We start from the raw sequence: 26,708 nt of genomic DNA on the forward strand, positions 1-26,708 counted from the left end.
CTGCAACCGACCGTCAAATCGCATCTGGCCTATACGCTGTTGTGCGCCTTGATCATGATGGTCATGTTCAGCCTGCTGCGTGTTGCGCTGCTGGTCTACAACCGCTCGATGATCCTCGACACACCGGCTGCGACCTTTCTCGAAGCGTTCGCCAACGGTCTGCGTTTCGACCTGCGTCTGGTGGTCTACCTCAGCGTTCCGCTGTTGCTGGCACTGTTCAGCGCCCGGGCCATGGCGGCTCGTGGGTTCTTCCGCTTCTGGCTGACCCTCACGTCGAGCATCGCGCTGTTCCTTGGCCTGATGGAGATGGACTTCTACCGCGAGTTTCACCAGCGCCTCAACGGCTTGGTCTTCCAGTACGTGAAAGAAGACCCGAAAACCGTGATGAGCATGCTCTGGTACGGTTTTCCGGTGGTTCGCTACCTGCTGGCGTGGGCCTTTGGCACATTGATCCTGACCCTGGCGTTCAAGGGCGCTGATCGTGCGACCCGTCCTCGCGGCCCGTTCAGTGGTGGCAGCATCAGCACTCGCCAGATCGCCCCGTGGTATGCCCGCATCGGCGTGTTCGTCGTCTGCCTGCTGATCTGTGTGGTCGCTGCTCGTGGCACTCTGCGCCAGGGTCCACCGTTGCGTTGGGGTGACGTCTACACCACCGACTCGATCTTCGCCAACCAGTTGGGCCTCAACGGTACGCTGTCGCTGGTCGAGGCGGCCAAGAGCCGGATGTCCGAAGATCGCGACAACATCTGGAAAGCCAGACTGCCGCAGCCGTTGGCTCAGCAGACCGTGCGTGACCTGTTGGTGATGAAGGACGACAAACTGGTGGATGCCGAAACAGCCGCCGTGCGTCGTGATTACATGCCACCGGCCGACAAGACCCTGCCGATCAAGAACGTCGTCGTGATCCTGATGGAAAGCATGGCCGGTCACTCGGTCGGCGCGCTGGGCGGACCGGGTAACATCACGCCGTACCTCGACAAACTGTCGAAGGAAGGCTTGATGTTCGACCGTTTCTTTTCCAACGGCACCCATACCCACCAAGGCATGTTCGCCACCATGGCCTGCTTCCCGAACCTGCCGGGTTTCGAATACTTGATGCAGACTCCGGAAGGCAGCCACAAACTGTCCGGCCTGCCGCAGTTGCTCAGTGCCCGTGACTTCGAGGACGTGTACGTCTACAACGGCGACTTCGCCTGGGATAACCAGTCGGGCTTCTTCAGCAACCAGGGTATGACCAACTTCATCGGTCGTAACGACTACGTGAACCCGGTGTTCTCTGATCCGACCTGGGGCGTGTCCGACCAGGACATGTTTGACCGTGGCCTGGTGGAGCTCAAGGCTCGGGAAAACGGCAAGCCGTTCTATGCCTTGCTGCAAACACTGTCCAACCACACGCCGTATGCCTTGCCGACACCTTTGCCGGTCGAACGCGTGACTGATCGCGGCAACCTCAATGAACACCTGACTGCCATGCGTTACTCCGACTGGGCGCTGGGTCAGTTCTTCGAGAAGGCGCGTAAAGAGCCGTACTTCAAGGAAACTTTGTTTGTCATCGTGGGTGACCATGGATTCGGCAACGAGCAACAAATCACCGAAATGGACCTGGGTCGCTTCAACGTGCCGATGCTCATGATCGCACCGGGCATCCAGGAAAAATTCGGCCAGCGTGACCACACCGTGGGCACTCAGATCGACATCGTGCCGACCATTATGGGCCGCATCGGTGGCGAAGTACGCCATCAGTGCTGGGGGCGTGACCTGCTCAACCTGCCGGAAGGCGACACCGGTTTTGGCGTGATCAAACCGTCGGGCAGCGAACAGACTACGGCCATTATCACGGCTGACCAGATTCTGGTGCTGCCCAAAGAAAAGGAAATGGAGCCGAAGGTGTACCGCTACGAGCTGGGCGCCAATCCGCGTGCCGAGATCATTCCTAACGATCCACGCACGGCCGAGTTGAAGCTCAAGCTCGAATCGTTCCTGCAAACAGCGACCAAAAGCCTGATCGACAACACCGCTGGTGTGGTTGATGGCAAGCCGGACTAAGTTTTCGGCACAATAAAAAAGAGGCCCTTTTCAAGGGCCTCTTTTTTTGTCTGTTAAGTCGTTAAGCCGGTTATATCCGGCCTAGCAGCAGCAGGACCAACAGCACCACCAACACCACGCCGATGATACCCGACGGGCCATAACCCCAACTTCTGGAGTGTGGGAAAACCGGCAGACCACCGATCAGCAAGAGGATCAGAATAACGATCAGAATTGTGCCCATGTCTATTTCCTTGTTGAAAGTGTTCTGGAATGACCTGTCTTTTAACTGTCAGCTGGAAGGTAATAATTTCTAGCTGCTTACAAAGTCCGACTGGTGCGCGAGTCAGAAAATTCCATGTTTTTTTAATGTTTTTCGAAGACAGGCTTATTTCATTTGTTCCAGTGTTAGTTGCGTCACACACGCCCTCGGTTTGCTCGGGCCATTCAGCAATCTGATGGAGCGTGGGTCGGGCAATGTCCTTCGCTACACTCCGCGCATCTTCCCCGGAACCACAAGGCTGTTTGCTATGCAAAATCGCATGATGATCACTGGCGCAGGCTCGGGCCTGGGTCGCGAAATCGCGCTGCGCTGGGCGCGCGAAGGCTGGCAACTGGCCTTGTCAGATGTCAGCGAACCCGGCTTGCAGGAAACCCTGAAACTGGTTCGTGAGGCCGGTGGCGATGGTTTTGTTCAGCGTTGCGATGTACGCGACTACAGCCAGCTGACTGCATTTGCACAGGCCTGCGAAGAAAAGCTGGGCGGCATCGATATCATCGTCAATAACGCCGGTGTAGCGTCGGGCGGCTTCTTCAGTGAACTGTCGCTGGAGGACTGGGACTGGCAGATCGCGATCAACCTGATGGGGGTGGTCAAGGGCTGCAAGGCATTCCTGCCACTGCTGGAAGAAAGCAAAGGCAAAATCATCAACATCGCGTCGATGGCCGCCCTGATGCAAGGCCCGGCCATGAGCAACTACAACGTGGCCAAGGCTGGTGTAGTGGCGTTATCCGAAAGCCTGTTGATCGAACTGGCACAGCAGGAAGTGAGCGTGCATGTGGTGTGCCCGTCGTTCTTCCAGACCAACTTGCTCGACTCTTTCAGAGGTCCGACTCCGGCGATGAAGGCGCAGGTCGGTAAATTGCTGGAAAGTTCGCCGATCACCGCCACTGACATTGCCGACTACATCTACCAACAGGTGGCCTCTGGCGAGTTCATGATCCTGCCTCACGAACAGGGCCGCATGGCCTGGGCGATCAAACAGAAGAACCCGCAACTGCTCTACAACGAAATGACCGTCATGGCTGACAAAATGCGCGCCAAGGCCAAACAAAACGCTGGCTGAACTTGCCCGTAGGCATCAGCGTCGTTAGGGTGGCCGCCATCGGCCATCCTCACGAGGCATCTGCATGCTCAATTACTTGTGGTTTTTCCTCGCGGCGCTGTTTGAAATCGCCGGCTGTTTCGCGTTCTGGATGTGGTTGCGCCAAGGCAAAAGCGTTGTGTGGGTGCTTCCAGCGCTGCTCAGCTTGACCTTGTTCGCGCTGTTGCTGACGCGAGTCGAAGCCACCTACGCCGGGCGCGCCTATGCCGCCTACGGTGGCATTTACATCATTGCTTCAATTGGCTGGCTGGCGGTCGTCGAGCGAATCCGCCCGTTGAGCTCGGATTGGGTTGGTGTGGCGCTGTGCGTGATTGGGGCCAGCGTCATTTTGTTTGGCCCGCGCTTTACCGCGTCCTGACGGATCAATCCTGCATTCAATCGATTTGTCGGACGCTTCCTTCAGGAGTGATCGTATAGGCCTGTAGGGCGGGACTGATTTGCCGTCCTTGCCTTGAAGACTCGATCAACGCCGGGCATCTTCAAGGGCCGGTAATCCTCAAGGACCAATACCATGCTTGTACTCAGTCGCGTTGTGGGCGAGGTTATTTCCATCGGTGACGACATTTCAGTACGTATCCTCAACGTCAACGGCAGCAGTGTGCGCTTTGGTGTCGAAGCGCCGCAAAACGTCACTGTGCATCGCGYCGAAGTCTATGAGCGCATCCAGGTCAAACTGGCCAAGACCAAGGGGCGCTGAGCCGTTCAGTCGAACAGGTGCTTGGGCACATCGTGCTTGAGCATCAATTGGCATTGCTCGCTTTCCGGGTCGAAAACGATCAGTGCCTGGCCTTTGGTCAATGCCTGGCGGACCCGCAACACACGGGTTTCCAGCGGCGTGTCATCGCCATTGTCCGTACCGTCACGGGTCACGAAGTCCTCGATCAGGCGGGTCAGGGTGTCGACTTCAAGTTGGTCGTAGGGAATCAGCATAGGCACCTCGGCTAAACAATGGCGCGATGCTACGGCGAATGATCGGTGGCGGCTAGCCTCGGCCTGATGTGATGCCTGTGCGGCCGCCTTCGCCGGCTTGCCGGCGATAGCAGTAGATCAAACAATGAAGAGTCAGCTATCGGACCGCTGCCCGACAAGGCTATCCACCGAAGGCACCCGCGTATCGCTTTCCATCTGCGTGTCATGCTCGATCTGATGACTGAACCGGTCCAGCGACCCCTTCGCCGGTTGCGCATCGCTGGCAAATACCGGCGGGCTCAGAATGTAGGCACCCAGCAAGCGGCTCAATGCTGCAAGACTGTCGATATGCGTACGCTCATAGCCGTGCGTCGCGTCGCAGCCAAAGGCGAGCAGGGCGGTGCGAATGTCGTGCCCGGCAGTCACCGCCGAGTGCGCATCGCTGAAGTAGTAACGGAACAGGTCGCGGCGCACCGGCAATTCGTTGTCACTGGCCAGGCGCAGCAAATGTCGCGACAAGTGATAGTCATAAGGCCCACCGGAATCCTGCATCGCCACACTGACCGCGTGTTCGCTGGAGTGCTGGCCGGGCGCGACGGGCGCAATGTCGATGCCGACGAATTCGCTGACGTCCCACGGTAACGCTGCCGCCGCGCCGCTGCCGGTTTCCTCGGTAATGGTGAACAACGGATGGCAATCGATCATCAACTCTTCACCGCCGTCGACGATGGCTTTCATCGCCGCGAGCAAGGCAGCAACGCCGGCCTTGTCGTCCAGATGACGGGCGCTGATGTGACCGCTTTCGGTGAATTCCGGCAAGGGGTCGAACGCCACGAAATCGCCCACGCTGATCCCCAGCGAATCACAGTCGGCGCGGGTGGCGCAGTAGGCATCCAGGCGCAGTTCGATGTGATCCCAACTGATCGGCATTTCGTCCACGGCGGTGTTGAAGGCGTGCCCGGAAGCCATCAGCGGCAACACGCTGCCACGAATCACGCCGTTGTCGGTGAACAGGCTGACCCGGCTGCCCTCGGCAAAACGGCTGGACCAGCAACCGACCGGCGCCAGGGTCAGACGACCGTTATCCTTGATGGCGCGAACCGCCGCACCGATGGTGTCCAGGTGAGCGGAAACGGCGCGGTCGGGGCTGTTTTTTTTGCCTTTCAGGGTCGCGCGGATGGTCCCGCGACGGGTCATTTCGAAGGGGATACCCAGCTCTTCAAGGCGTTCGGCGACATAGCGCACGATGGTGTCGGTGAACCCGGTCGGGCTGGGAATGGCGAGCATTTCCAGCAGGACTTTTTGCAGGTAGTTGAGATCCGGTTCGGGAATTTTACTGGTCATGGAAACTCCTGATGGGTACAGAACTGATCGTTCCCATGCTCTGCGTGGGTATGCAGCCGGGGACGCTCTGCGTCCCAAGGGCGGACGCGGAGCGTCCGGTGAGGCATTCCCACGCAGAGCGTGGGAACGATCAGGAAGTGAATTAGGCCGCCGGCTGACTGTGCGGAAACAACAAATCCACAAAACGCTCAGCCGTCGGCTGCGGCTCATGATTTGCCAGGCCGGCGCGCTCGTTGGCCTCGATAAACACATACTCCGGCTGATCGGCAGCGGGCACCATCAAGTCGAGCCCGACCATCGGAATATCCAGCGCCCGCGCCGCCCGCACTGCCGCCTCCACCAGCGTCGGATGCAGAATCGCGRTGACATCCTCAAGCACCCCGCCCGTATGAAGATTCGCCGTACGCCGTACGAACAAATGCTCACCCGCCGGCAGAATGCTGCTGTAGTCGTAACCCGCTGCATGCAACGTGCGCTGGGTCTCATGGTCCAGGGGGATTTTGCTCTCGCCACTGGTCGCCGCCTGCCGTCGCCGGCTCTGGGCTTCGATCAGTGCGCCGATGGAGTGCTGGCCGTCGCCGACCACCTCCGCCGGCCGCCGTATCGCCGCCGCCACCACTTCAAACCCGATCACCACAATCCGCAGGTCGAGGCCTTCGTGAAAACTTTCCAGCAGCACTCGACTGTCGAACTGGCGAGCGGCTTCGATGGCTTGCTGCACTTCTTCAATCGTCCGCAAATCCACGGCAACGCCTTGGCCCTGTTCGCCATCCAGCGGCTTGACCACCACCCGCTCGTGCTCATCGAGAAACGCCAAATTGTCATCGGCATTGCCCGCCAGTTGTTGCGAAGGCAGGTTCAACCCCGCGGCTTTGAGCGCTTTGTGCGTGAGGCTTTTGTCCTGGCACAAGCTCATGCTGATAGCGCTGGTCAGGTCGCTCAAAGATTCGCGGCAACGCACCCGGCGTCCGCCATGGCTGAGGGTGAACAGGCCGGCATCGGCGTCATCCACGTGCACATCAATGCCGCGTCGATGGGCTTCCTCGACGATGATTCGAGCATACGGGTTGAATTCGGCCTCTGGCCCCGGCCCGAGAAACAACGGCTGATTAATGCCGTTCTTGCGCTTGATGGCAAAGGTCGAGAGATTGCGGAAACCGAGCTTGGCGTAAAGGCTTTTCGCCTGTCGGTTGTCATGCAGAACCGACAGGTCGAGGTAACTCAGCCCACGGCTCATGAAGTGTTCGATCAAGTGGCGCACCAACACTTCACCGACGCCGGGTCGCGAACAGCAAGGGTCGACCGCCAGGCACCACAGGCTGCTGCCGTTTTCCGGGTCGTTGAACGCCCTGTGGTGATTGAGGCCCATGACACTGCCGATGATCGCGCCGCTGTCCTCGTCCTCGGCCAGCCAATACACAGGTCCGCCCAGATGACGCGGGGTCAGCAGATTCGCATTGATTGGCAACATGCCACGCGCTTGATACAGCTGATTGATTGCCAGCCAGTCCGCATCACTTTGTGCCCGACGAATGCGAAAACCACGAAACACGCGAGTGGCCTGACGGTAATCGCTGAACCATAAACGCAAGGTGTCGGATGGGTCGAGAAACAGCTGTGCTGGCTCCAGCCCCAAGATTTGCTGGGGCGCAGCCACGTACAACGCAATGTCGCGTTCGCCCGGCTGCTCATTGAGCAACTCTTGGGCAAGGCTGGCCGGATCGGGAAAGGTGTGCCCGATCAGCAACCGGCCCCAGCCGCAATGCACGGCAATAGGCGTGGCACTCAGTTCGCTGCCGTCTTCGGCCAGACGCGCCTGCAAGCGTTCATAGGAAGGCGTCTGGCCGCGCAACAAACGTTGGCTGTAAGCCGTGGCGTGAGGTTTCATCAATCAGATTCCTTGTTCACTGAGCCACAGGTTCAGGGCCGCCAATTGCCACAGCTTGGAACCGCGCAACGGGGTCAATTGACTGTGCGGGTCCGTCAGCAGACGGTCGAGTATGGCCGGGTTGAACAGGCCGCGATCCTGACTGGGATCGAGCAGCAATTCGCGCACCCAGTTCAGCGTATCGCCCTGTAGATGCTTGAGACCGGGCACCGGGAAGTAACCTTTCTTGCGGTCGATGACTTCACTCGGAATCACCAGGCGCGCCGCCTCCTTGAGGACTTGTTTGCCGCCGTCCGGCAGTTTGAATTTGCCCGGCACGCGGGCCGACAATTCCACCAGTCGATAGTCGAGAAACGGCGTGCGTGCTTCCAGGCCCCAGGCCATGGTCATGTTGTCGACGCGTTTGACCGGGTCGTCCACCAGCATCACTGTGCTGTCCAGACGCAAGGCCTTATCCACCGCCGCGTCGGCACCGGGCTGTGCGAAATGTTCCTTCACGAAGTCACCGGCGGCGTCATTGGCTGTCAGCCATTTTGGTTGCACGGTGGCCGCGTAATCGTCGTAACTGCGGTCGAAGAACGCTTCTCGATAGGCCATGTACGGATCGGCGGCGCCGTCGACCTGCGGATACCAGTGATACCCGGCAAACAACTCGTCCGCACCCTGACCGCTCTGTACCACTTTGCAATGTTTGGCCACTTCGCGGGACAGCAGATAGAAGGCGATGCAGTCATGGCTGACCATCGGCTCGCTCATGGCGCGGAACGCTGCCGGCAATTGCTCGATGATTTCTGTTTCGTCGATGCGCAATTGATGGTGATGGGTGCCGTAGTGTTTGGCGATCAGGTCCGAATACTGGAACTCGTCGCCGCGCTCGCCACCGGCATCCTGAAAACCGATGGAAAAAGTCGACAGTTTTTCCACGCCGACTTCACGCAACAGCCCGACCAGCAGGCTCGAATCGACACCGCCCGAGAGCAATACGCCGACGTCGACCGCCGCACGTTGCCGGATCGCCACTGCGTCGCGCGTGCTGTCGAGCACACGGTCACGCCAGTCTTCGAGGGTCAGGTTCATTTCGTCGGCGTGTGGGCCGTAGGGCAAGGTCCACCAGGTTTTCTGCGTGGTGCTGCCATCGGCTTCGATGCGCATCCAGGTCGCTGGCGGCAGTTTTTCGATGCCCGCCAGCAAGGTGCGCGGCGCAGGAACCACGGCGTGGAAGTTCAGGTAATGATTGAGCGCCACCGGGTCGAGCATCGGATTGATGTCGCCCCCCTTGAGCAACGCCGGCAATGTCGAGGCAAAGCGCAGTCGCTGACCGGTGCGCGACAGGTACAGCGGCTTCACGCCGAGGCGGTCGCGGGCGATGAACAAGCGTTTGGCATCACGTTCCCAAACGGCGAACGCAAACATGCCGTTGAGCTTGGGCAGCAAGGCTTCACCCCAAGCGTGAAAGCCCTTGAGCAGCACTTCGGTGTCACCGCCGGAATAGAAGGCATAACCGAGGCCTTCGAGCTCGGCGCGCAGTTCCGGGAAGTTGTAGATCGCGCCGTTGAAGGCCAGGGACAAGCCCAATTGATTGTCGATCATCGGCTGCGCCGAGCCGTCCGACAGGTCCATGATTTTCAGGCGCCGATGGCCCAGGGTAATCGGTCCTTGAGCATGAAAACCCCAGGCATCCGGGCCGCGAGGGGCCAGGTGATGGGTGATTCGTTCAACGGCCGCGAGGTCCGCAGGTTGATGATCAAAGCGTAACTCGCCAGCTAATCCGCACATAAAATCCTTACCGGTTTTTCCGTTGGGGAGGGTCAATCGATACCCGGCCAAAACGACGGGTACTCAGAAACTGACCCAGTGGGGCTGTGGGAGTTTTAGATCGATAAGTAATAAGGCCGCACGCGGGACCGGGCGGACTTATCCGAAAAAACGAAAGAGCGTGCGGTACATATTGCTGCCAAGCATAGAAAAAGCTGCTGCATAAGCGACTGAATACCCGAGGTTTTCGAGTTATTCATGGATCGTCGAACAGGCTACTTTATGGACCTCACCTGCTTGCAATAAGGAACATTGCGAATGTCAGACAAGGACCCCGTTACCCCGGCTACCCGGCTATTTACGGATACAGACCGGTTATCGGCATTGATCGACATGACTGGCGATCTGGAAAATGCCGAAACGCTGCAAGAGACCCTCCCTTTGTGGCTGACCTATGCCACACCGGAACAGAATGCCGCGTTTGCCAGCGCCATAGCCGAGCTTCAAGCCTGTCAGCTCAAGGTCCAACCGACACTTGACGGGCTCAAGCCGTTAGACGACTTCTGTCGCGTTGAATTGACCGAGGCGTTGACCAAGAAATTTGCTGTTGTATTCGACGTTGAAAAAGATCGCGTTGAACTACCGGGGTTCGACTGCGGTTGCCCCGAATCGACGGCGACCGATGATGTTGCCAAACAGAACGTGATCGCCAAACGCAGTTTGTTGCAGGCGGCGATGCATAACTTCACCGAGGAAGAAACAGCAGATGATGGCTTTCCTCCCGGTGGGATTGTGCGTCTCGTTTCAACGCCGGACGGTTTGCCGCGTCTGACGCCCATGGCGTTTGCCAGCGTCTGCCGTGAGCTGGATTTGGGCAAGCGCTACCAAACTCATTTTGAAGCCACCTTCAAGCCAGCAGCGGTCACTGTGGACATCCACCGGCTCAAAATGAGCGCCCTGAAGGTGGATGCGCATGCGGCACTGTTGAAAGGTCACATTGGCAATGCGGCTTTTCAGATGCTGCAAAGCCTGGAGCTGACCAGCAGCGCTAATGGCGTGAAGCCCATTCTCTACGAGGGCTCCCCGGTTCATATGCAAGGACTGGAGTTGTTCGGCACTTGTATCTGGGGAGTGGTCATCTTTTCAAAACGCTCGCTCAAGGATCATCCGGTCGATGGGTGCGTGGTGTATATGCCTAACGAGCCGACACGGCCGTTATACGAATACAGCTCCTTCGTATTGTTCGAGCATGCGTTGACGCAAAAGCTCAAGGTCGACACCTACGTTGATTTCTTTGCCGGTTACATCAATGAAAGCAACAAAGCCGACTTCCATATATCCATTGCCCAAAAGAAGGCCCTGAATGTAAAGGTGCCTCCCATTCCCGCGACATTGTTCGATTTCCTTTACCAGAGCCACGTCACCAAGATGCAGAGCGATGCGCTGGTGCTGGCCGTGCCGACGGCCGAGGTGGACGCCGAAGTCCGGCAGAAACGTCTGGAGGGATACGAAAAAGCAGGCCTGCTGATCGCCAACATCGCCGGGTTTTTTGTTCCGGTGTTGGGGCAGTTGATGATGGGGGTAGCCGTCGGACAACTGTTGGGCGAGGTCTACGACGGCATTGAAGACTGGCGCCACGATGACAAGGCAGAAGCGATGGCCCATCTGCTCAACGTTGCAGAAAACATAGCCATGATGGCGGCATTTGCGGCCGGCACCAAAGTCATTGGTTCACTGATCAAGCGGACGGTTGCGCAGCATCCGGATTTTTTCAGTCGCTTCACCACTATCAACAATGCGGCGGGTAAACCCAGGCTCTGGCTGGCGGACGGGGCGCCTTACCGAAAGCCATTGGTGACGGATGAGATCGCCGATGGCGAAGGTATCTATCGAGTGAATGCGCAACGGTTCATCAAGATCGACGACGCCAGCTACGAAATTGACTTCGATACGACAGTGTCCAGGTGGCGAGTGAGGCACCCCACCCGCCCTGCCGCGTTCTCACCGATTGTCGAACACAACGGCGAGGGAGGCTGGCGCTTTGCTCATGAACAACCTGAAGCGTGGAGCAGCGGGATCTATGCTTTGAAACGTATCGATCCCCGTCTGGCTGCGTTCGATGAGGGCAGTCTGGAGGCCATCCGGAAAATTACCGATACCTCAATCAGCCGGTTACATCATTTGGCTGAAGAAAACAGGGGGTTACCAGCCCGGTTCAAGGACAGTGTCGAGCGTTTTCGCATCGAGCAGAAGCTGACCGATTTCATTGCGGACATGGAGAAGAGCGATACGCGACGTGCCGAGTATGCCCAGGAGCAACTGCATACCTTGCCGTCACTGCCGGGCTGGCCCGCAGATCGTTACATCGAAGTACTTGATGACGAGCGCAAGATCACCGCGATGTACCCGCCTTCGACATTGGTCCCGGACGAAGAATTGAGTGTCGAAGTGACTGAGGCGCAGCTGGCCAAGGGCGAATTGCTGGATACGGTGGTGGCCGGTTTGTACCAGAGTGAAATCGAGGGGCTGCTGGGCAAGAACGTCGCCAAAGGTACGGGGAGCGGATTGCTCGCGAAGAAAATCGGGGGGGCGGTGAAGGCTGATCGCAAGTCTGTCTTCAAGCATTTGTATCGGCGCTATGATCAGAACACCGCCAGCGATCTGCAAGAATTGCGCAGCATTTTTCCTGAGCTTCCTGCTGGTCTGGCGCAGGAGTTAATCGCTGCCACCACCAGGGCCGAACGCCTGCGTCTGCGATCAACCGGTCGGATTCCCATGGGCCTGGCGCAGAACGTTCGGGAAGTATTGGCCGAAATACGACTGGACCGAGCGCTGGCCGGATTTTCATTACCCGAGATTGCCGAGGCCGATACGCGAAAACTGGCCGTACAGTTGCTTTCCCGTCTGCGGGGCTGGAGCAATGGTTTGCGGATCGAGCTTCGTGAAGGTTCGACCACCGGCAAATTGGTGGCCAGCGTCGGTAACGAAAACGCTGCAACCAAGCGAGTCATCACCAGCACCGCGAGCAGTCACGAAGCGTTTGGCAGCGAAGTGAAATCTATAGGGGGTGCTTCGGGGGCAAACAGCCTCTACAGCGCGATTTTGCGCGCCATTCCCCAGGAGCACCGCACTGCCATGGGCATCACTGGCATTGGGGACAGCGACGCCTGGCGCTTGCGTGACGATTTGCTGGGTAAAGCCGTTGAAGATCGGGCCGTCACCGAGCGGCTATTTTCAGGCTCGGCTATTGATGAGTCGGTGCAGTCTGTTGGCTGCCTGCAAGCCGATGAACCGGTACCCGCCTCGATCCATCCTCGATCGCTGCTTCGCAAGGTCAGAAAACTCTATCCGCTGTTTACCGATGCACAGGCCCGGACGTTTCTCGACGGGTTGGGCCGCGACCATCTGACGCGGGCGAAGGAGATCAGAAATCGACAACAGGCGTTGAAAAAGCTACGAGGTGTGCTCAATACCTGGCGCTCGGATGAGACCGGTCCAAGGTCGCCGACCGAGAGTCTGAGTGAGCGGCGCCAGAGTCGACTCCAAGTGTCAGACATGATTGAAAAAAGTTGGCGTCGTCTGTTTTTTGTACGCAATGAAAAGGGTAATTCGGTGCTGGGTTTGAATCTGAGCAAGATGCGCGTCGGCAAGCTCCCGATATTGCCTCCTGAGCTGACGTTCGATCACGTGAAGTACCTTTCGCTCAAGAACATGGAGCTGGATAACGATGTGGCGTATTTCCTCAAGGCGTTCAAAAACCTTGAATCACTGGAACTGGACACCAACAAGCTGACCCTGCTGCCGGAAATTCTTTCGCTGATGCCGAGGCTCAAACACCTCAGCCTGGCGAACAACGATCTGCAAATGACCGAGCAGACGTTGAAGAAGTTGAACGGCATGCGAACGCTAGAATCCATCAATCTGAGCGCAAACCGTCGGCTCGGCGCAACGCTGGATGTCGGCAGATTGTTTGATTTGCGTTATCTGTCATTGCGTGACACTCGGGCCACTGAACTACCGAAAAACCTGGCGCGGTTACCCAATCTGGACAGGGTTGATTTACGCGACAACGAGATCAAAGAACTGCCCGACTGGTTGTTCCGCAGCACTCGACGGTTCAGCGAAACACTCAACTTGCGGCATAACCCACTGTCGGAAGACAGTCAGACCCAGCTCCAACAATTTCGCGAACGGGTAGGCGTCGGCATGGGTTACCTCGAAGACGACATAGCTCGCTTGAACGAGCAACAGGCGCGAGCGCTTTGGTTGCCGGACGAATGGGCGTCGACCGCACGAACTGCAACTTGGACAGCGTTCAAGGACGACCCAGCGAGCGATGGTCTGTTTCGATTACTGGCCGAGCTGGGGGAAACTGCCGATGCCGAATATGTGCGTGAGGACATGTCCCGACGCGTCTGGAGCGTACTGGATGCCGCGTACGCCAAAACCGCGCTGCGCGAGCAGATTTTCGAACTGGCCGCCAACCCGATTAACTGCACGGATTCGGCGGCACTGAATTTCAGCCATCTTGAAGTGGCGATGGAAGTGGACAAGGTGATCAATCCGGTCGGGAGCGTGCGTTCTACGGCGACAGGCTTGTTGACGCTGGGACGCGGTCTGTTTCGGCTGGATGAACTGGAGAAAATTGCTCAAAGCCACATACAAAAGGATCCCAAGGCTGATCCACTGGAAGTGAGCCTCGCCTATCGAACCGGGTTGGTCGAGACACTGGACCTGCCGGGGCAGCCCACACACATGCGCTATGCCTTTTTGAGCGGTGTGAAGCAGACGGATCTCGACACAGCGGAACGCAAGATCAAAAGCGCAGAGATGTCACCGCAATTGAAGCGATTTTTGATTCGCCAGCCGTTCTGGACGGATTACCTGAGCCACCAATACCCTCGACAATTTGCCTCGGTCAGCGCGACATATCCGGCAAAGTTGCAAGGGATATTCGAAAAAGCCGAAAGCCTGACGACGGCTGAGTATCTCGCTCAGGTATCGGTGATCAAGGCCGAGAAAGAAGCCGCGGAGAATGCCGTTTTCGAGCGTCTGACTCACGACGTGATGAAAATCGTGGAACTGGGTGTTTGCTCTCTTGCGGACAGTTGAATGGGGTCATTTACCCCGGATCAAACGCCGCAAGGCAAAACGGTTTGGATGACAGGCTTCGGCCACCGCTCTGGGCAATGGCAGTGGTTCGTCATCCAGCCACGCCGCCAGCAACTCGCCCGACAATGGCGCTGTAATCAGCCCTCGTGAACCRTGGCCGCTGTTGACGTACAAGCCGTCCAGCCATGGGCAAGGAATGTCCGGGGTTTGCCTGGCATCCTTGCTCAGGGCGATGTAGGCGTCCGCGAATGCCAGGCTGTCAGCCAACGGGCCGACAATTGGCAGGTAATCCGGGCTGGTACAGCGAAACGCAGCGCGACCTTCAAGCGTTTCAGGTTGCAGGGTGTCTGCGCCGAGACGGGAAACCAGATCCAGCGAGATTTCTTCAAGCATGTGCAGGTTGCCGGCATTCTCGGCTGCCGTTGGCGTCAGGTCATCGTTGTTGAAATCGAAACTGGCGCCCAGCGTGTGTTCACCCATGCGCGCCGGCGCGACATAACCTTCGGCGCAGACCACGGTGTTCAGGCTCTGACTTTCAGGTGTCTGTTGCAGGCGGGTGATTTGTCCGCGAATACGTTTGAGCGGCAGTTCGCTGCTATATGGGAAACGCTTGATCTCGGCGGCGCCGGCGAGCACCACCACGGGAGCTGCAGCTATTAATGATTCGCCATCCCAGGCTTGCCATTGCCCGTCGACGCGGCGCAGCTCCAGCACATCGCGATGGGTATGAACCTGGATATTTGGATGCATCGCTTGCCAGTGACACAGGGCGGGCGGATGCACCCAGCCGCCTTCGGGGTAAAACAGACCGCCTGATTGCAGCGCGATACCGGCCTGAACTTCGGCGTTTTCTCGATCCAGCACGTGCAGCAGATCTTCGGGAAACGCCGTCGCCAATTGCGCCTGACGCTCCGCTTCCTTGGCGTTAAAGGCCAATTGCAGAACGCCGCAATCGTCCCAGTCGACACCGCGCTGCAAATGCTCCAGCAAGCGTCGGGTGTGGCCAAAACCACTGACGATCAACTGAGACAATGCGGTGCCATGGGCCGAAAGTTTGAGGTACAACACGCCTTGTGGATTGCCCGAGGCTTCCTGGGCCAGTGCGTCATGGCGCTCCAGCAAACTGACTTGCCAACCCCGCGTGGCGAGACTGGCGGCCGTGGCGCAACCGGCCAGGCCGGCTCCGATGACCAAGGCCCGACGTTCGCCGGTCAATTCTGTCGGTCGAGCAAACCAGGGTTTTGCAGCAATGGGAGCCTCGGCGTCTTCGGGCCAACCAAGGAACACACCCCGCAGAATTTCCCACTTGTGGCCAATGCCCGGTGTGCGCTTCATCCTGAAACCTGCCGCGTTCAGCAGACGGCGAACCCAACCGGTGCTGGTGAACGTGCTGATGGTCGAGCCTGGCGCTGCCAGCCGTGCCAGTTCGGCAAACAATTCGGCGGTCCACATGTCGGGGTTTTTTGCCGGGGCGAAACCGTCGAGAAACCAGGCGTCAACCTGCGCGTCCAGTTGCGGCAACAGCTCCAATGCATCACCGATCAGCAACGTCAGCGTCACGCGGCCGTTGTCGAGGACCAGTCGCTGGAAGCCTTGATGGATCGCCACGTACTGTGCGAGCAATTGATCGGCGAACCGTTTGAGCTCTGGCCATAACGCCAGGGCACGTTGCAGATCAGGCAAGCTCAGCGGGTATTTTTCGACGCTGACAAAGTGCAGTCGCGCACCCGCCACCGCGTGTTGTTCAAACAATTGCCAGGCACACAGAAAATTCAACCCGGTGCCGAAACCGGTCTCGCCAATGACCAGTCGACCGCCGTCCGGCAACGCGGCGAAACGTTCACGCAGGTCGTTTTGCTCAAGGAACACGTAACGGGTTTCTTCAAGGCCCGACTTGTCCGAAAAATACACGTCGTCGAACACCCGCGAATACGGGCGACCCTGGTCGTCCCAGTCTAGTTGGGCGTGAGGCAATACAGGTTTCATGGCAGGCTCGGCAACGGCAAGGCCGCCATTCTAGCCGATCGCCGAGGCGCTGCTTGATCCAAGGCAACGCGCGCGTTCGCAGACCCGCAAAATTCTGTAGCAGCTGCCGAGCAGCGTGAGGCTGCGTTCGGCGGCGAAGCCGTCGCCAACCCTGAGATCGAGTTTGTCAGGCAAATCGCAGACGCAGCCTCGCGTTGCTCGACAGCTGCTACAAGAAGCTATTGCGACAGTGCAAAACGGGATTTCTCCCACGCAAAACCACTCAATCCGCTAGTCTTGGATAATCCTGGAAGGAGCCGTCCAATGTTCGAATCCGCTGAAATCGGTCACGCCATCGACAAAGAAACCTATGACGCCGAGGTGCCGGCGCTGCGCGAAGCCCTGCTTGAAGCGCAGTTCGAACTTCAGCAGCAAAAACGTTTCCCGGTGATCATCCTGATCAACGGCATCGAAGGCGCCGGCAAGGGCGAGACGGTCAAGTTGCTCAACGAATGGATGGACCCGCGCCTGATAGAGGTCCGTACCTTCGACCAGCAGACGGATGAGGAACTGGCGCGACCACCGGCCTGGCGTTATTGGCGGATGCTGCCGGCCTCAGGTCGCATGGGGATTTTCTTCGGTAACTGGTACAGCCAGATGCTGCAAGGCCGGGTGCATGGCTTGTTCAAGGACGCCGTGCTGGATCAGTCGATCAACCAGTCCGAGCGTTTTGAAAAGATGCTGTGCGACGAAGGCGCGCTGATTTTCAAATTCTGGTTCCACCTTTCCAAAAAACAGATGAAGGGGCGACTCAAGGCCCTGGCCGACGATCCGCTGCATAGCTGGCGCATCAGTCCGCTGGACTGGCAACAATCCGAGACCTACGACAAATTCGTGAAGTACGGCGAGCGTGTGTTGCGCCGCACCAGTCGCGACTACGCGCCGTGGCATGTGATTGAAGGGTTGGACGCCAATTACCGCAGCCTGGCGGTGGGCAAGATCCTGCTGGAAGGTCTGCAAACTGCGCTGAAACGCCCCGATGTCCATCCCGACAAGGTCAATGCCGCACCGCTGCCGATCCATATCGATCAGTTCAACCTGCTCGACAGTCTCGACTTGAACCTGCGCCTGGACAAGGACGATTACGAAGAACAACTGATTACCGAACAGGCGCGATTCTCGGGCCTGATGCGCGACAAACGCATGCGTCAGCATGCTTTGATAGCGGTGTTCGAAGGCAACGATGCGGCGGGCAAGGGCGGGGCGATCCGGCGGGTTGCGGCGGCGCTCGATCCGCGTCAATACAGCATCGTGCCGATTGCCGCGCCGACCGAAGAGGAGCGTGCGCAGCCGTATCTGTGGCGGTTCTGGCGTCACCTTCCGGCCAAGGGCAAGTTCACGGTTTTTGATCGCTCTTGGTACGGCCGGGTGCTGGTGGAGCGCATCGAAGGCTTCTGCCTGCCGACGGACTGGCTGCGGGCCTACAGCGAGATCAACGACTTCGAAGAACAGATTTCCGAGTCGGGCGTCATCGTGGTCAAGTTCTGGCTGGCCATCGACAAGCAGACACAGCTGGAGCGTTTTCAGGCCCGGGAAGAAATTCCCTTCAAACGTTTCAAGATCACCGAAGACGACTGGCGTAATCGTGACAAATGGGACGCTTACCGCGCTGCGGTCGGTGACATGGTCGATCGCACCAGTACCGAAATCTCGCCCTGGACGCTGGTGGAGGCCAATGACAAGCGCTGGGCACGGGTCAAAGTTCTGCGCACGATTAATCGGGCGCTGGAAGCCGCGTTCGAAAAGTCCGACAAGAAAGCCAGGAAGCACAAGAACTGAGTCGATGGTTACGCATACGCGGGGTGAATGATTGTCGCAGTCAGTTATGAGGTGGACTTATGCTCGGTCCACTCTCAACCGATAACAACAATGAGGTATGCCATGCGTGAAGTGGTGATCGTCGACAGCGTGCGGACCGGCCTGGCCAAATCCTTTCGCGGCAAATTCAATCAGACCCGGCCAGATGACATGGCGGCCCATTGTGTCGACTCGTTGTTGGCACGAAATGGCATCGACCCGGCCAGTGTCGAAGACTGCATCGTCGGTGCAGGCTCCAACGAAGGCGCGCAGGGCTACAACATCGGTCGCAACGTCGCCGTGTTGTCGCGCTTGGGCATCGGCGCCGCCGGGATGACCCTCAACCGCTTTTGCTCCTCGGGCCTGCAGGCGATCGCCATCGCCGCCAACCAGATTGCTTCGGGTTGCAGCGACATCATCGTTGCCGGTGGCGTCGAGTCCATCAGCCTGACCATGAAAAGCGTTAATACCGATAACCTGATCAACCCGTTGCTGAAGGAGCAGGTACCGGGCATCTACTTCCCGATGGGTCAGACCGCCGAAATCGTCGCGCGTCGTTACAACGTCAGTCGCCAAGAGCAAGACCTGTACGCCCTGCAAAGTCAGCAGCGCACCGCTAAGGCTCAGGCCGCCGGTCTGTTCGATGATGAAATCGTGCCGATGGCGGTGAAGTACCGGGTTGAAGACAAGGCCACCGGGCAGATTCAAATCGTTGATGGCATCGTCGATCGCGACGACTGCAATCGCCCGGACACCACGCTGGAAAGCCTGGCGGGCTTGAAACCGGTATTTTCCGAAGACGGTTCGGTCACGGCGGGCAACTCTTCGCAATTGTCCGACGGGGCGTCGATGACGCTGGTGATGAGCCTGGAAAAAGCGCTGGAACTGGGCTTGAAGCCCAAGGCGTTCTTCCGTGGTTTCACGGTCGCCGGGTGCGAGCCGGATGAGATGGGCATCGGTCCGGTGTTCTCGGTGCCGAAGTTGCTCAAGGCCAAGGGGTTGCAGATCGCCGACATTGATCTGTGGGAACTCAACGAAGCTTTCGCCTCGCAGTGCCTGTACAGCCGCAATCGGCTGGAGATCGATAACGAAAAGTACAACGTCAATGGCGGGTCGATTTCCATTGGTCACCCGTTCGGTATGACAGGTTCGCGTCAGGTCGGGCATCTTGTGCGGGAATTGCAGCGGCGTAAACTGCGCTACGGCATCGTCACCATGTGCGTGGGTGGCGGGATGGGCGCGACCGGGTTGTTTGAAGCGGTGCGTTAGATCCAGACATTTGTGTCGCCTGATCAACCGCTATCGCCGGCAAGCCGGTCTCACTCCCACATTTGATCGCATTCCAATGTGGGGGCGAGCCTGCTCGCGATGGCGGCGCCTCGGTCCAATGGCTGACACTTAAAATCCGCATGCGCTCGATAGTCGCTCGAATCTCCTGTTACCTCGCGTGCGACCTGCACAGTTTCATTCGCGCCTGCTCGCCAACTGTCCCTGTGTGCCAGACGCCTCTGCGCCTAGAATGACGTTTTCCGCCATCTGGCTGTTGGGGTTCGCATGCACATTTCTTCCGGTCGCTGGGTCTATGGTCTGTTTCTGGCCCTGTTGACTGCGCTGTTGTGGGGAATCCTGCCGATCAAGCTCAAGCAAGTGTTGCTGGTGATGGACCCGGTGACCGTCACCTGGTTTCGCTTGATCGTGTCCGGTGGGTGCCTGTTTGTTTATCTGGCGGCGACCAGGCGTTTGCCGACGCGTAAAGTCCTCGGCCCGCGGGGTGGCTGGCTGGTGTTGATGGCGGTGCTCGGTCTGGTCGGCAACTACGTGCTGTACTTGATGGGCCTGAACCTGCTCAGCGCCGGCACCGCGCAATTGGTGGTGCAGATGGGCCCGATCATGTTGCTGATCGCCAGTCTGTTTGTGTTCAAGGAACGTTTCAGCGTGGGGCAGGGAATTGGCCTGATGGTGCTGCTGATCGGTTTCGCCCTGTTTTTCAATCAGCGTCTGGCCGAACTGCTCACTTCGTTAACCGAATACACCACCGGCGTGCTGTTGGTGTTGTTGGCGTCCACGGTCTGGACTTTCTACGCCTTGGGGCAGAAGCAATTGCTGACGGTGTGGAATTCGCTGCAGGTGATGATGGTGATCTACCTGTTCTGCGCGTTGCTGCTGACACCGTGGGCGCATCCACTTGAGGCGTTGCAATTGAGCCCGCTGCAAGGCTGGCTGCTGCTGGCGTGTTGCATGAATACGCTGGTCGCCTATGGCGCGTTTGCCGAAGCGCTGGCCCATTGGGAAGCCTCGCGGGTGAGTGCGACGCTGGCGATCACGCCGTTGGTGACCTTTGTCGCGGTGGCCGTGGCTGCGTGGTTGTGGCCTGACTTCGTGCAGGCCGAAACGATCAACGGTTTGGGCTATGGCGGGGCGGTGCTGGTGGTGTTGGGGTCGGCGTTGGTGGCGTTGGGGCCTTCGCTCATTGCGGGGCTCAAGGCACGAAAAGCCAAAATAGCGCTCGGCTGAACATCTTCATCGCTGCCAATCGCCGGCTTGCCGGCGATGGCAATCTAACTGACGCTACAAATCTCAGCCCTTGGCCCCAGCCTCCAGCATATTCTCCGGCCGCACCCAGGCATCAAATTCTTCATCCGTCAGATACCCCAACTGCAACGCCGCCTCCCGCAACGTCAGCCCTTCGGCATAAGCTTTCTTGGCAATCTCCGCCGATTTGTCATAGCCGATGTGCGGATTCAGCGCGGTCACCAGCATCAGTCCACGCTCCAGATGTTCAGCCATTTTCTCGGCGTCCGGTTCCAGGCCGGCAATGCAATGCTGCTGGAAGTTGCTGCAACCGTCCCCCAGCAATTGGATCGATTGCAGCAGGTTGTGAATGATCACCGGTTTGAACACGTTCAATTGTAGATGGCCCTGACTCGCCGCGAAGCCGATGGTAACGTCATTGCCCAGCACCTGGCAGGCCAGCATCGACAGCGCCTCGCACTGCGTCGGATTGACCTTGCCCGGCATGATTGAGCTGCCCGGTTCGTTCGCCGGCAGTTTTACTTCGGCGAAGCCGGCCCGGGGGCCAGAGCCCAGTACGCGCAGGTCGTTGGCGATTTTCATCAGGGTCACTGCCAGGGTCTTCAGCGCGCCTGACAGGGTCGTCAGCGGTTCATGACCGGCCAGCGCGGCAAATTTGTTCGGCGCGGTGATGAAGGGCAGGCCGGAGAGGGCGGCCAGTTCGGCAGCAATCGCTTCGCCAAAACCGTGCGGCGAATTCAGGCCCGTGCCGACGGCGGTGCCGCCCTGGGCCAGTTCATACACGGCAGGCAGCGCGCTGCGGATTGCCCGTTCGGCGTAATCCAGTTGTGCGATGAAGGCTGAGACTTCCTGGCCGAAGGTAATCGGCGTGGCGTCCATCATGTGCGTTCGACCGGTCTTGACCAGTTTCATGTGGCGCGCCGCCAGCTCGGATAACCCGCCCGACAATTCACTGATGGCCGGCAGCAAATCGTGCTGCACCGCTTGGGCCGCCGCGATGTGCATGGCGGTGGGGAAGCAGTCGTTGGAGCTTTGCGAGCGGTTGACGTGATCGTTGGGGTGCACCGGCGTCTTGCCTCCGCGCGCGTTGCCAGCCAGTTCGTTGGCGCGACCGGCGATCACTTCGTTGACGTTCATGTTGCTTTGGGTGCCGCTGCCGGTCTGCCAGACCACTAGCGGGAACTGGTCGTCGTGCTCGCCATCGAGCACTTCGTCGGCGGCCTGTTCGATCAGCCGGGCGACATCGGCCGGCACGTCACCGTTACGGTCATTGACCCGCGCCGCGGCTTTCTTGATCAGCGCCAGGGCATGCAGCACCGCCAGCGGCATTTTTTCGTTGCCGATGGCGAAGTTAATCAGCGAGCGTTGCGTCTGAGCGCCCCAGTAAGCTTCATCCGGGACTTCCACCTGGCCAAGGCTGTCGGTTTCGATACGGCTCATCATGCACACTCCTGTAGGTCTGATAGCGCAGTTTAGGCTCTGATCGGCAGCTGTGGTTCCATCTGAGCGGTTTTTGCCCCGTAAACCCCTCTAATTCAGGCCCGACAAGCCTTGGGGTTGAGCGACACACTTTTTTAGGCGCAGAATGGACGCCCTTGGGGTTTTACCTCGCCTGCTAGAAAAGGAAACTCGATGACTCGTCTTCGTGCCATCTGTACCGCGGTTGCACTGGTCTGCGCCAGCGGCCCAGTTTTTGCCGATACCGCCAGCCACAACGCCAGTGCCGAAGCTTTCCTGACCCTGGCGCACGCTGACAAATTAGGCACTCCGGTGTACATGCAAGTGCAGCAAATGTTCGCTCAGCGCTTTGCACAGACCAAAGCGCCTGAATCGAAAAAAGCCGTGCTGGAAACGTATCAGGCCAAGGCCAACGCCGCGCTGGACCAAGCCATTGGCTGGAACAAGCTGAAGCCGGACATGGTCAAGCTCTACACCTCCAACTTCAGCGAATCCGAGCTGAAGGATCTGGTTGCGTTCTACCAGTCGCCATTGGGCAAGAAAGTCCTGGAAAAAATGCCACAGCTGACTCAGCAATCGGCCCAGATGACCCAAGCCAAGCTGGAAAGCGCGGTGCCGGTGGTCAACAAACTGCTGGCTGACATGACGGCCGAGCTGGAGCCTAAAGGCGCCGCCGCTCCAGCCAAGAAAAAGCCTTAAGCGGAGTTCGGTATGACCATGCTACAACGCATTGAATCGACGCTGGGCCTGTTACAGCCGCAGCATCTGCAAGTGCTGGATGAAAGCCACATGCACAGCCGTGGGTTGCAGACTCACTTCAAGGCCGTGGTGGTCAGCCAGCAGTTCGAAGGACTGAACCGGGTCAAGCGTCATCAAAAAGTCTACGGCACGCTCGGCGAGCTGATGGGCGAGTTTCACGCGTTGGCGCTGCATACCTACACGCCTGAGGAATGGGCACAGATCGACGCGGCCCCGGCCTCACCGACCTGTGCTGGAGGAAAGCAGTAAAAAGCAGCTTCAAGCTGCAAGCTGCAAGATTACGGCGCCCTGTTTCAACTTGCCGCTTGAAGCTTACCGCTCAAAGCTGCTTTCTTGCTAAAATCCGCAACGCGCCGCTCACCCGGCGCGTTTTTTTTCGCATCCGGTTCACCCTTTGCGAGGGTAGCCACCTGGAGAATCACCCATGACACAACAGATTGTCGTGGCGGCACTGTATAAGTTCGTCACCCTGGAAGATTACGTCGCCCTGCGCGAGCCACTGCTTCAAGCAATGGTCGACAACGGCATCAAAGGCACGCTGCTGATTGCCGAAGAAGGCATCAACGGCACCGTGTCCGGCAGTCGCGAAGGCATCGACGGGCTGATGGCCTGGCTCAAGAACGACCCACGCATGGACGACATCGATCACAAAGAGTCGTACTGCGACGATCAGCCGTTCTATCGCACCAAGGTCAAGCTCAAGAAAGAAATCGTCACCCTCGGCGTTGAAGGCGTGGATCCGAACAAAAAGGTCGGCACCTACGTCGATCCTCAGGATTGGAATGCGCTGATCAGCGATCCTGAAGTGCTGTTGATCGACACCCGCAACGATTACGAAGTCTCGATCGGTACCTTTGAAGGCGCCATCGACCCGCAAACCACCAGTTTTCGCGAATTTCCCGACTACATCAAAGCCAACTTCGACCCGGCCGTGCACAAGAAAGTCGCGATGTTCTGCACCGGCGGCATCCGCTGCGAGAAGGCGTCGAGCTACATGCTCAGCGAAGGTTTCGATGAGGTCTATCACCTCAAAGGTGGCATTCTGAAGTACCTCGAAGAGGTGCCGCAGGAAGAAACCAAATGGCAGGGCGACTGCTTCGTGTTCGACAATCGTGTGACCGTGCGTCATGACCTCAGTGAAGGCGACTACGATCAATGTCATGCCTGCCGTACGCCGATCAGCGTTGAAGACCGCGCCTCGGAGCATTACGTGGCCGGCATCAGCTGCCCGCATTGCTGGGACACGCTGAGCGAGAAAACCCGCCGCAGTGCCATTGATCGGCAGAAGCAGATCGAACTGGCCAAGGCTCGCAATTTGCCGCACCCGATCGGTTACAACTATAAGCAAACTCCTTCCGAGGCTTGAATCATGTCTGCGCGCCGCCTGCTCTATGTGATGGATCCGATGTGTTCCTGGTGCTGGGGCTTTGCACCAGTGGCTAACGCCTTGGTCGAACAGGCGCGCGCGGCGGGTGTAGAGGTGCATTTGATCGTCGGTGGTTTGCGCACCGGCAGTGGTGCGGCGCTCGAGCCGACCACCCGACGCTACATTCTTGAACATTGGCAGGCGGTCACTGAGGCCACCGGCCAACCGTTCAAAACCGAAGGCGCGTTACCGGACGGCTTTGTCTACGACACGGAGCCTGCATGTCGGGCTTTGGTGACCGCGCGCAGCCTGGCGCCGGATTGCGCGTGGAAACTGCTGGGCCTGATTCAGCACGCGTTCTACGTCGAAGGTCGCGACGTCACCCACGCCAGCGTGCTGGTGGAGCTGGCCGAGCAGGCCGGTCTGCCGCGCATCGAATTCGCTGCTGCGTTCGACCGTGCGGATATGCACACCGCCACGGCGGCCGATTTCACTTGGGTCCAGGATCTGGGCATTGCCGGTTTCCCTACGTTGCTGGCTGAGCGCAATGGTCAACTGGCGTTGCTGACCAATGGCTATCAGCCCCTGAGTGAACTGTCCCCGTTGCTCGGCCGCTGGCTGGAGCGCGCTGCCTGTGCATGATGTGCCCGATGACACCCCGGCTCCCAAGCATGTCGATCGGCTGAGCTGGGCTGAAATCCGCCGACTGGCTCTGCACCATAAAAAATCCCTGTGGATCGCCAATGGCGTCGCCGTGCTGGCAACCTTGTGCAGCGTGCCGATTCCATTGCTGCTGCCGTTGCTGGTGGACGAAGTGTTGCTGGGGCACGGCGACGCCGCGCTGAAGGTCATGAACCACGTCCTGCCCGAAGGCTGCCAAAAGGCGGCGGGCTACATTGGCCTGATGTTGCTCGTGACCTTGTTGCTGCGCTGCGGTGCCTTGTTGTTCAACGTGGTGCAGGCCAAATTGTTCGCGGCGTTGGCCAAGGACATCGTCTATCGCATTCGCACCCGGCTGATCGAGCGGCTCAAGCGCATTTCCCTGGGTGAATACGAAAGCCTGGGCAGCGGCACGGTGACCACGCACATGGTCACCGACCTGGACACGCTGGACAAATTCGTCGGTGAAACCCTCAGTCGTTTCCTCGTGGCGATGCTGACCCTGGTCGGCACCGCGAGCATTCTGATCTGGATGCACTGGAAGCTGGCGCTGTTGATCATGCTGTTCAATCCGTTGGTGATTTACGCCACGGTGCTGTTGGGCAAGCGGGTCAAACACCTGAAGAAACTCGAGAACGACAGCACCTCGCGCTTCACCCAGGCACTGACCGAAACCCTCGACTCGATCCAGGAAGTGCGCGCCGGCAACCGTCAGGTATTTTTCCTCGGTCGCCTTGGCCTGCGGGCCCGGGAAGTGCGCGATTACGCGGTGAACTCGCAATGGAAAACCGATGCCTCGAACCGGGCCAGCGGTTTGCTGTTCCAGTTCGGCATCGATATTTTTCGCGCAGCGGCCATGCTCACCGTGCTGTTCTCCGACCTGTCCATCGGCCAGATGCTGGCTGTGTTCAGTTACCTGTGGTTCATGATCGGTCCGGTGGAACAACTGCTCAATCTGCAGTACGCCTATTACGCTGCCAGTGGTGCGCTTTCGCGGATCAACGAGCTGCTGGCCCGGGCTGATGAACCGCAATACCCCGGCGGCGTCGATCCATTTCACGGACGTGACACCGTGGGCATTGAAGTCCAAGGCGTGAGTTTCGGTTACGGCGACGAATGGGTGCTGAACAAGATGGACCTGTCCATCGCCCCCGGTGAAAAAGTCGCAATTGTCGGCGCCAGTGGCGGCGGCAAGAGCACGTTGGTGCAGCTTTTGCTGGGCTTGTACACGCCACAGGCCGGAACCATCCGCTTCGGTGGCTCGACCCAACAGGAGATCGGCCTGGAAACCGTGCGCGAAAATGTCGCCGTGGTCTTGCAACATCCTGCGCTGTTCAACGACACCATCCGCGCCAACCTGACGATGGGACGTGTGCGCAGCGACGATGCCTGCTGGCAGGCGCTGGAAATTGCGCAGCTGCACCATACGGTTCGAGCGCTGCCCAACGGCCTCGATAGCATTGTCGGACGCTCCGGCGTGCGTTTGTCCGGAGGCCAGCGCCAACGCCTGGCGATTGCGCGGATGGTCCTGGCTGAACCCAAAGTGGTGATACTCGACGAGGCCACCTCGGCGCTGGACGCCGCCACCGAATACAACCTGCATCAGGCGCTGGCGCGGTTCCTCAGCCACCGCACCACGTTGATCATTGCGCATCGGTTGTCAGCGGTGAAGCAGGCTGACCGGGTGCTGGTG

Annotated in this window: 20 protein-coding genes; 13 read left to right on the forward strand and 7 right to left on the reverse strand. The window is 58.7% G+C overall.

Features of this window, described 5'->3' with window-relative positions:
* Positions 1–2,046, forward strand: a 2,046-nt coding sequence (locus AC1DSG_RS09825; RefSeq protein ID WP_477790709.1) for an LTA synthase family protein, incomplete at its 5' end; no start/stop codon positions are given.
* Between the two features lie 70 nt (positions 2,047–2,116).
* Here the strand turns inward: AC1DSG_RS09825 and AC1DSG_RS09830 are convergent.
* Positions 2,117–2,275, reverse strand: a complete 159-nt coding sequence (locus AC1DSG_RS09830; RefSeq protein WP_177323429.1) for a DUF3309 family protein — start codon at positions 2,273–2,275, stop codon at positions 2,117–2,119.
* A 280-nt stretch (positions 2,276–2,555) separates the two neighbouring features.
* On the opposite strand from AC1DSG_RS09830, the gene AC1DSG_RS09835 reads away from it, so the two are divergent.
* The 3 genes from AC1DSG_RS09835 (at position 2,556) to csrA (ending at position 4,107) form a co-directional block, all read left to right on the forward strand.
* On the forward strand, positions 2,556–3,371 hold the full coding sequence (locus AC1DSG_RS09835) for an SDR family oxidoreductase (RefSeq protein WP_477790710.1): 816 nt from the start codon (positions 2,556–2,558) through the stop codon (positions 3,369–3,371).
* A gap of 64 nt (positions 3,372–3,435) precedes the next feature.
* A complete protein-coding gene (locus AC1DSG_RS09840; RefSeq protein ID WP_477790711.1) occupies positions 3,436–3,768 on the forward strand; it encodes a YnfA family protein in 333 nt (110 codons plus the stop codon).
* Between the two features lie 153 nt (positions 3,769–3,921).
* Positions 3,922–4,107 carry a carbon storage regulator CsrA gene (csrA, locus tag AC1DSG_RS09845; RefSeq protein WP_477790712.1) on the forward strand — a complete coding sequence of 62 codons (186 nt, stop codon included), beginning with the start codon at positions 3,922–3,924 and terminating at the stop codon, positions 4,105–4,107.
* A gap of 5 nt (positions 4,108–4,112) precedes the next feature.
* On the opposite strand, the gene AC1DSG_RS09850 is transcribed toward csrA, so the two are convergent.
* The 4 genes from AC1DSG_RS09850 to AC1DSG_RS09865 all read right to left on the reverse strand — a co-directional run bounded on the left by AC1DSG_RS09850 (position 4,113) and on the right by AC1DSG_RS09865 (position 9,327).
* The gene (locus AC1DSG_RS09850) at positions 4,113–4,340 is read right to left on the reverse strand and encodes a YheU family protein (protein WP_007945785.1); all 228 of its coding nucleotides are present in this window, start codon (positions 4,338–4,340) and stop codon (positions 4,113–4,115) included.
* Between the two features lie 132 nt (positions 4,341–4,472).
* Positions 4,473–5,663, reverse strand: a complete 1,191-nt coding sequence (locus tag AC1DSG_RS09855) for an osmoprotectant NAGGN system M42 family peptidase (RefSeq protein ID WP_477790713.1) — start codon at positions 5,661–5,663, stop codon at positions 4,473–4,475.
* Between the two features lie 142 nt (positions 5,664–5,805).
* Positions 5,806–7,551, reverse strand: coding sequence for an N-acetylglutaminylglutamine synthetase (gene ngg, locus AC1DSG_RS09860; protein WP_477790714.1), 1,746 nt, complete (start codon positions 7,549–7,551; stop codon positions 5,806–5,808).
* A 3-nt stretch (positions 7,552–7,554) separates the two neighbouring features.
* Positions 7,555–9,327 (reverse strand): N-acetylglutaminylglutamine amidotransferase, encoded by a 1,773-nt coding sequence (locus AC1DSG_RS09865; RefSeq protein WP_477790715.1) that lies wholly within the window; start codon positions 9,325–9,327, stop codon positions 7,555–7,557.
* 297 nt (positions 9,328–9,624) lie between these two features.
* Between AC1DSG_RS09865 and AC1DSG_RS09870 the strand changes: the two genes are divergently transcribed.
* Positions 9,625–14,418 (forward strand): NEL-type E3 ubiquitin ligase domain-containing protein, encoded by a 4,794-nt coding sequence (locus tag AC1DSG_RS09870; protein ID WP_477790716.1) that lies wholly within the window; start codon positions 9,625–9,627, stop codon positions 14,416–14,418.
* Between the two features lie 6 nt (positions 14,419–14,424).
* Here AC1DSG_RS09870 and mnmC read toward each other — a convergent pair whose 3' ends face one another.
* Positions 14,425–16,404 carry a bifunctional tRNA (5-methylaminomethyl-2-thiouridine)(34)-methyltransferase MnmC2/FAD-dependent 5-carboxymethylaminomethyl-2-thiouridine(34) oxidoreductase MnmC1 gene (mnmC, locus tag AC1DSG_RS09875; protein ID WP_477790717.1) on the reverse strand — a complete coding sequence of 660 codons (1,980 nt, stop codon included), beginning with the start codon at positions 16,402–16,404 and terminating at the stop codon, positions 14,425–14,427.
* Positions 16,405–16,707: 303 nt separating this feature from the next.
* On the opposite strand from mnmC, the gene pap reads away from it, so the two are divergent.
* From pap to AC1DSG_RS09890, 3 genes are all read left to right on the forward strand, one after another.
* A complete protein-coding gene (pap, locus tag AC1DSG_RS09880; protein ID WP_477790718.1) occupies positions 16,708–18,222 on the forward strand; it encodes a polyphosphate:AMP phosphotransferase in 1,515 nt (504 codons plus the stop codon).
* A gap of 102 nt (positions 18,223–18,324) precedes the next feature.
* Positions 18,325–19,509 carry a thiolase family protein gene (locus AC1DSG_RS09885; protein ID WP_477790719.1) on the forward strand — a complete coding sequence of 395 codons (1,185 nt, stop codon included), beginning with the start codon at positions 18,325–18,327 and terminating at the stop codon, positions 19,507–19,509.
* A gap of 285 nt (positions 19,510–19,794) precedes the next feature.
* Positions 19,795–20,754, forward strand: coding sequence for a DMT family transporter (locus tag AC1DSG_RS09890; RefSeq protein WP_477790720.1), 960 nt, complete (start codon positions 19,795–19,797; stop codon positions 20,752–20,754).
* 63 nt (positions 20,755–20,817) lie between these two features.
* On the opposite strand, the gene AC1DSG_RS09895 is transcribed toward AC1DSG_RS09890, so the two are convergent.
* Positions 20,818–22,212 carry a class II fumarate hydratase gene (locus AC1DSG_RS09895; RefSeq protein ID WP_477790725.1) on the reverse strand — a complete coding sequence of 465 codons (1,395 nt, stop codon included), beginning with the start codon at positions 22,210–22,212 and terminating at the stop codon, positions 20,818–20,820.
* A gap of 192 nt (positions 22,213–22,404) precedes the next feature.
* On the opposite strand from AC1DSG_RS09895, the gene AC1DSG_RS09900 reads away from it, so the two are divergent.
* The 5 genes from AC1DSG_RS09900 to AC1DSG_RS09920 all read left to right on the forward strand — a co-directional run.
* Positions 22,405–22,929 (forward strand): DUF2059 domain-containing protein, encoded by a 525-nt coding sequence (locus AC1DSG_RS09900; protein WP_477790721.1) that lies wholly within the window; start codon positions 22,405–22,407, stop codon positions 22,927–22,929.
* Positions 22,930–22,941: 12 nt separating this feature from the next.
* Positions 22,942–23,238, forward strand: a complete 297-nt coding sequence (locus AC1DSG_RS09905; RefSeq protein WP_477790722.1) for a BolA family protein — start codon at positions 22,942–22,944, stop codon at positions 23,236–23,238.
* A 175-nt stretch (positions 23,239–23,413) separates the two neighbouring features.
* Complete coding sequence (gene trhO / locus AC1DSG_RS09910; RefSeq protein WP_477790723.1) at positions 23,414–24,355, forward strand: oxygen-dependent tRNA uridine(34) hydroxylase TrhO; 942 nt, start codon at positions 23,414–23,416, stop codon at positions 24,353–24,355.
* 39 nt (positions 24,356–24,394) lie between these two features.
* Positions 24,395–24,997, forward strand: a complete 603-nt coding sequence (locus AC1DSG_RS09915; RefSeq protein WP_477790726.1) for a DsbA family protein — start codon at positions 24,395–24,397, stop codon at positions 24,995–24,997.
* The coding region (locus AC1DSG_RS09920) for an ABC transporter ATP-binding protein (RefSeq protein ID WP_477790724.1) at positions 24,990–26,708 on the forward strand (1,719 nt) is incomplete at its 3' end. The genes AC1DSG_RS09915 and AC1DSG_RS09920, both read left to right, overlap by 8 nt.

It is taken from the genome of Pseudomonas sp. P5_A12, from assembly GCF_056400685.1.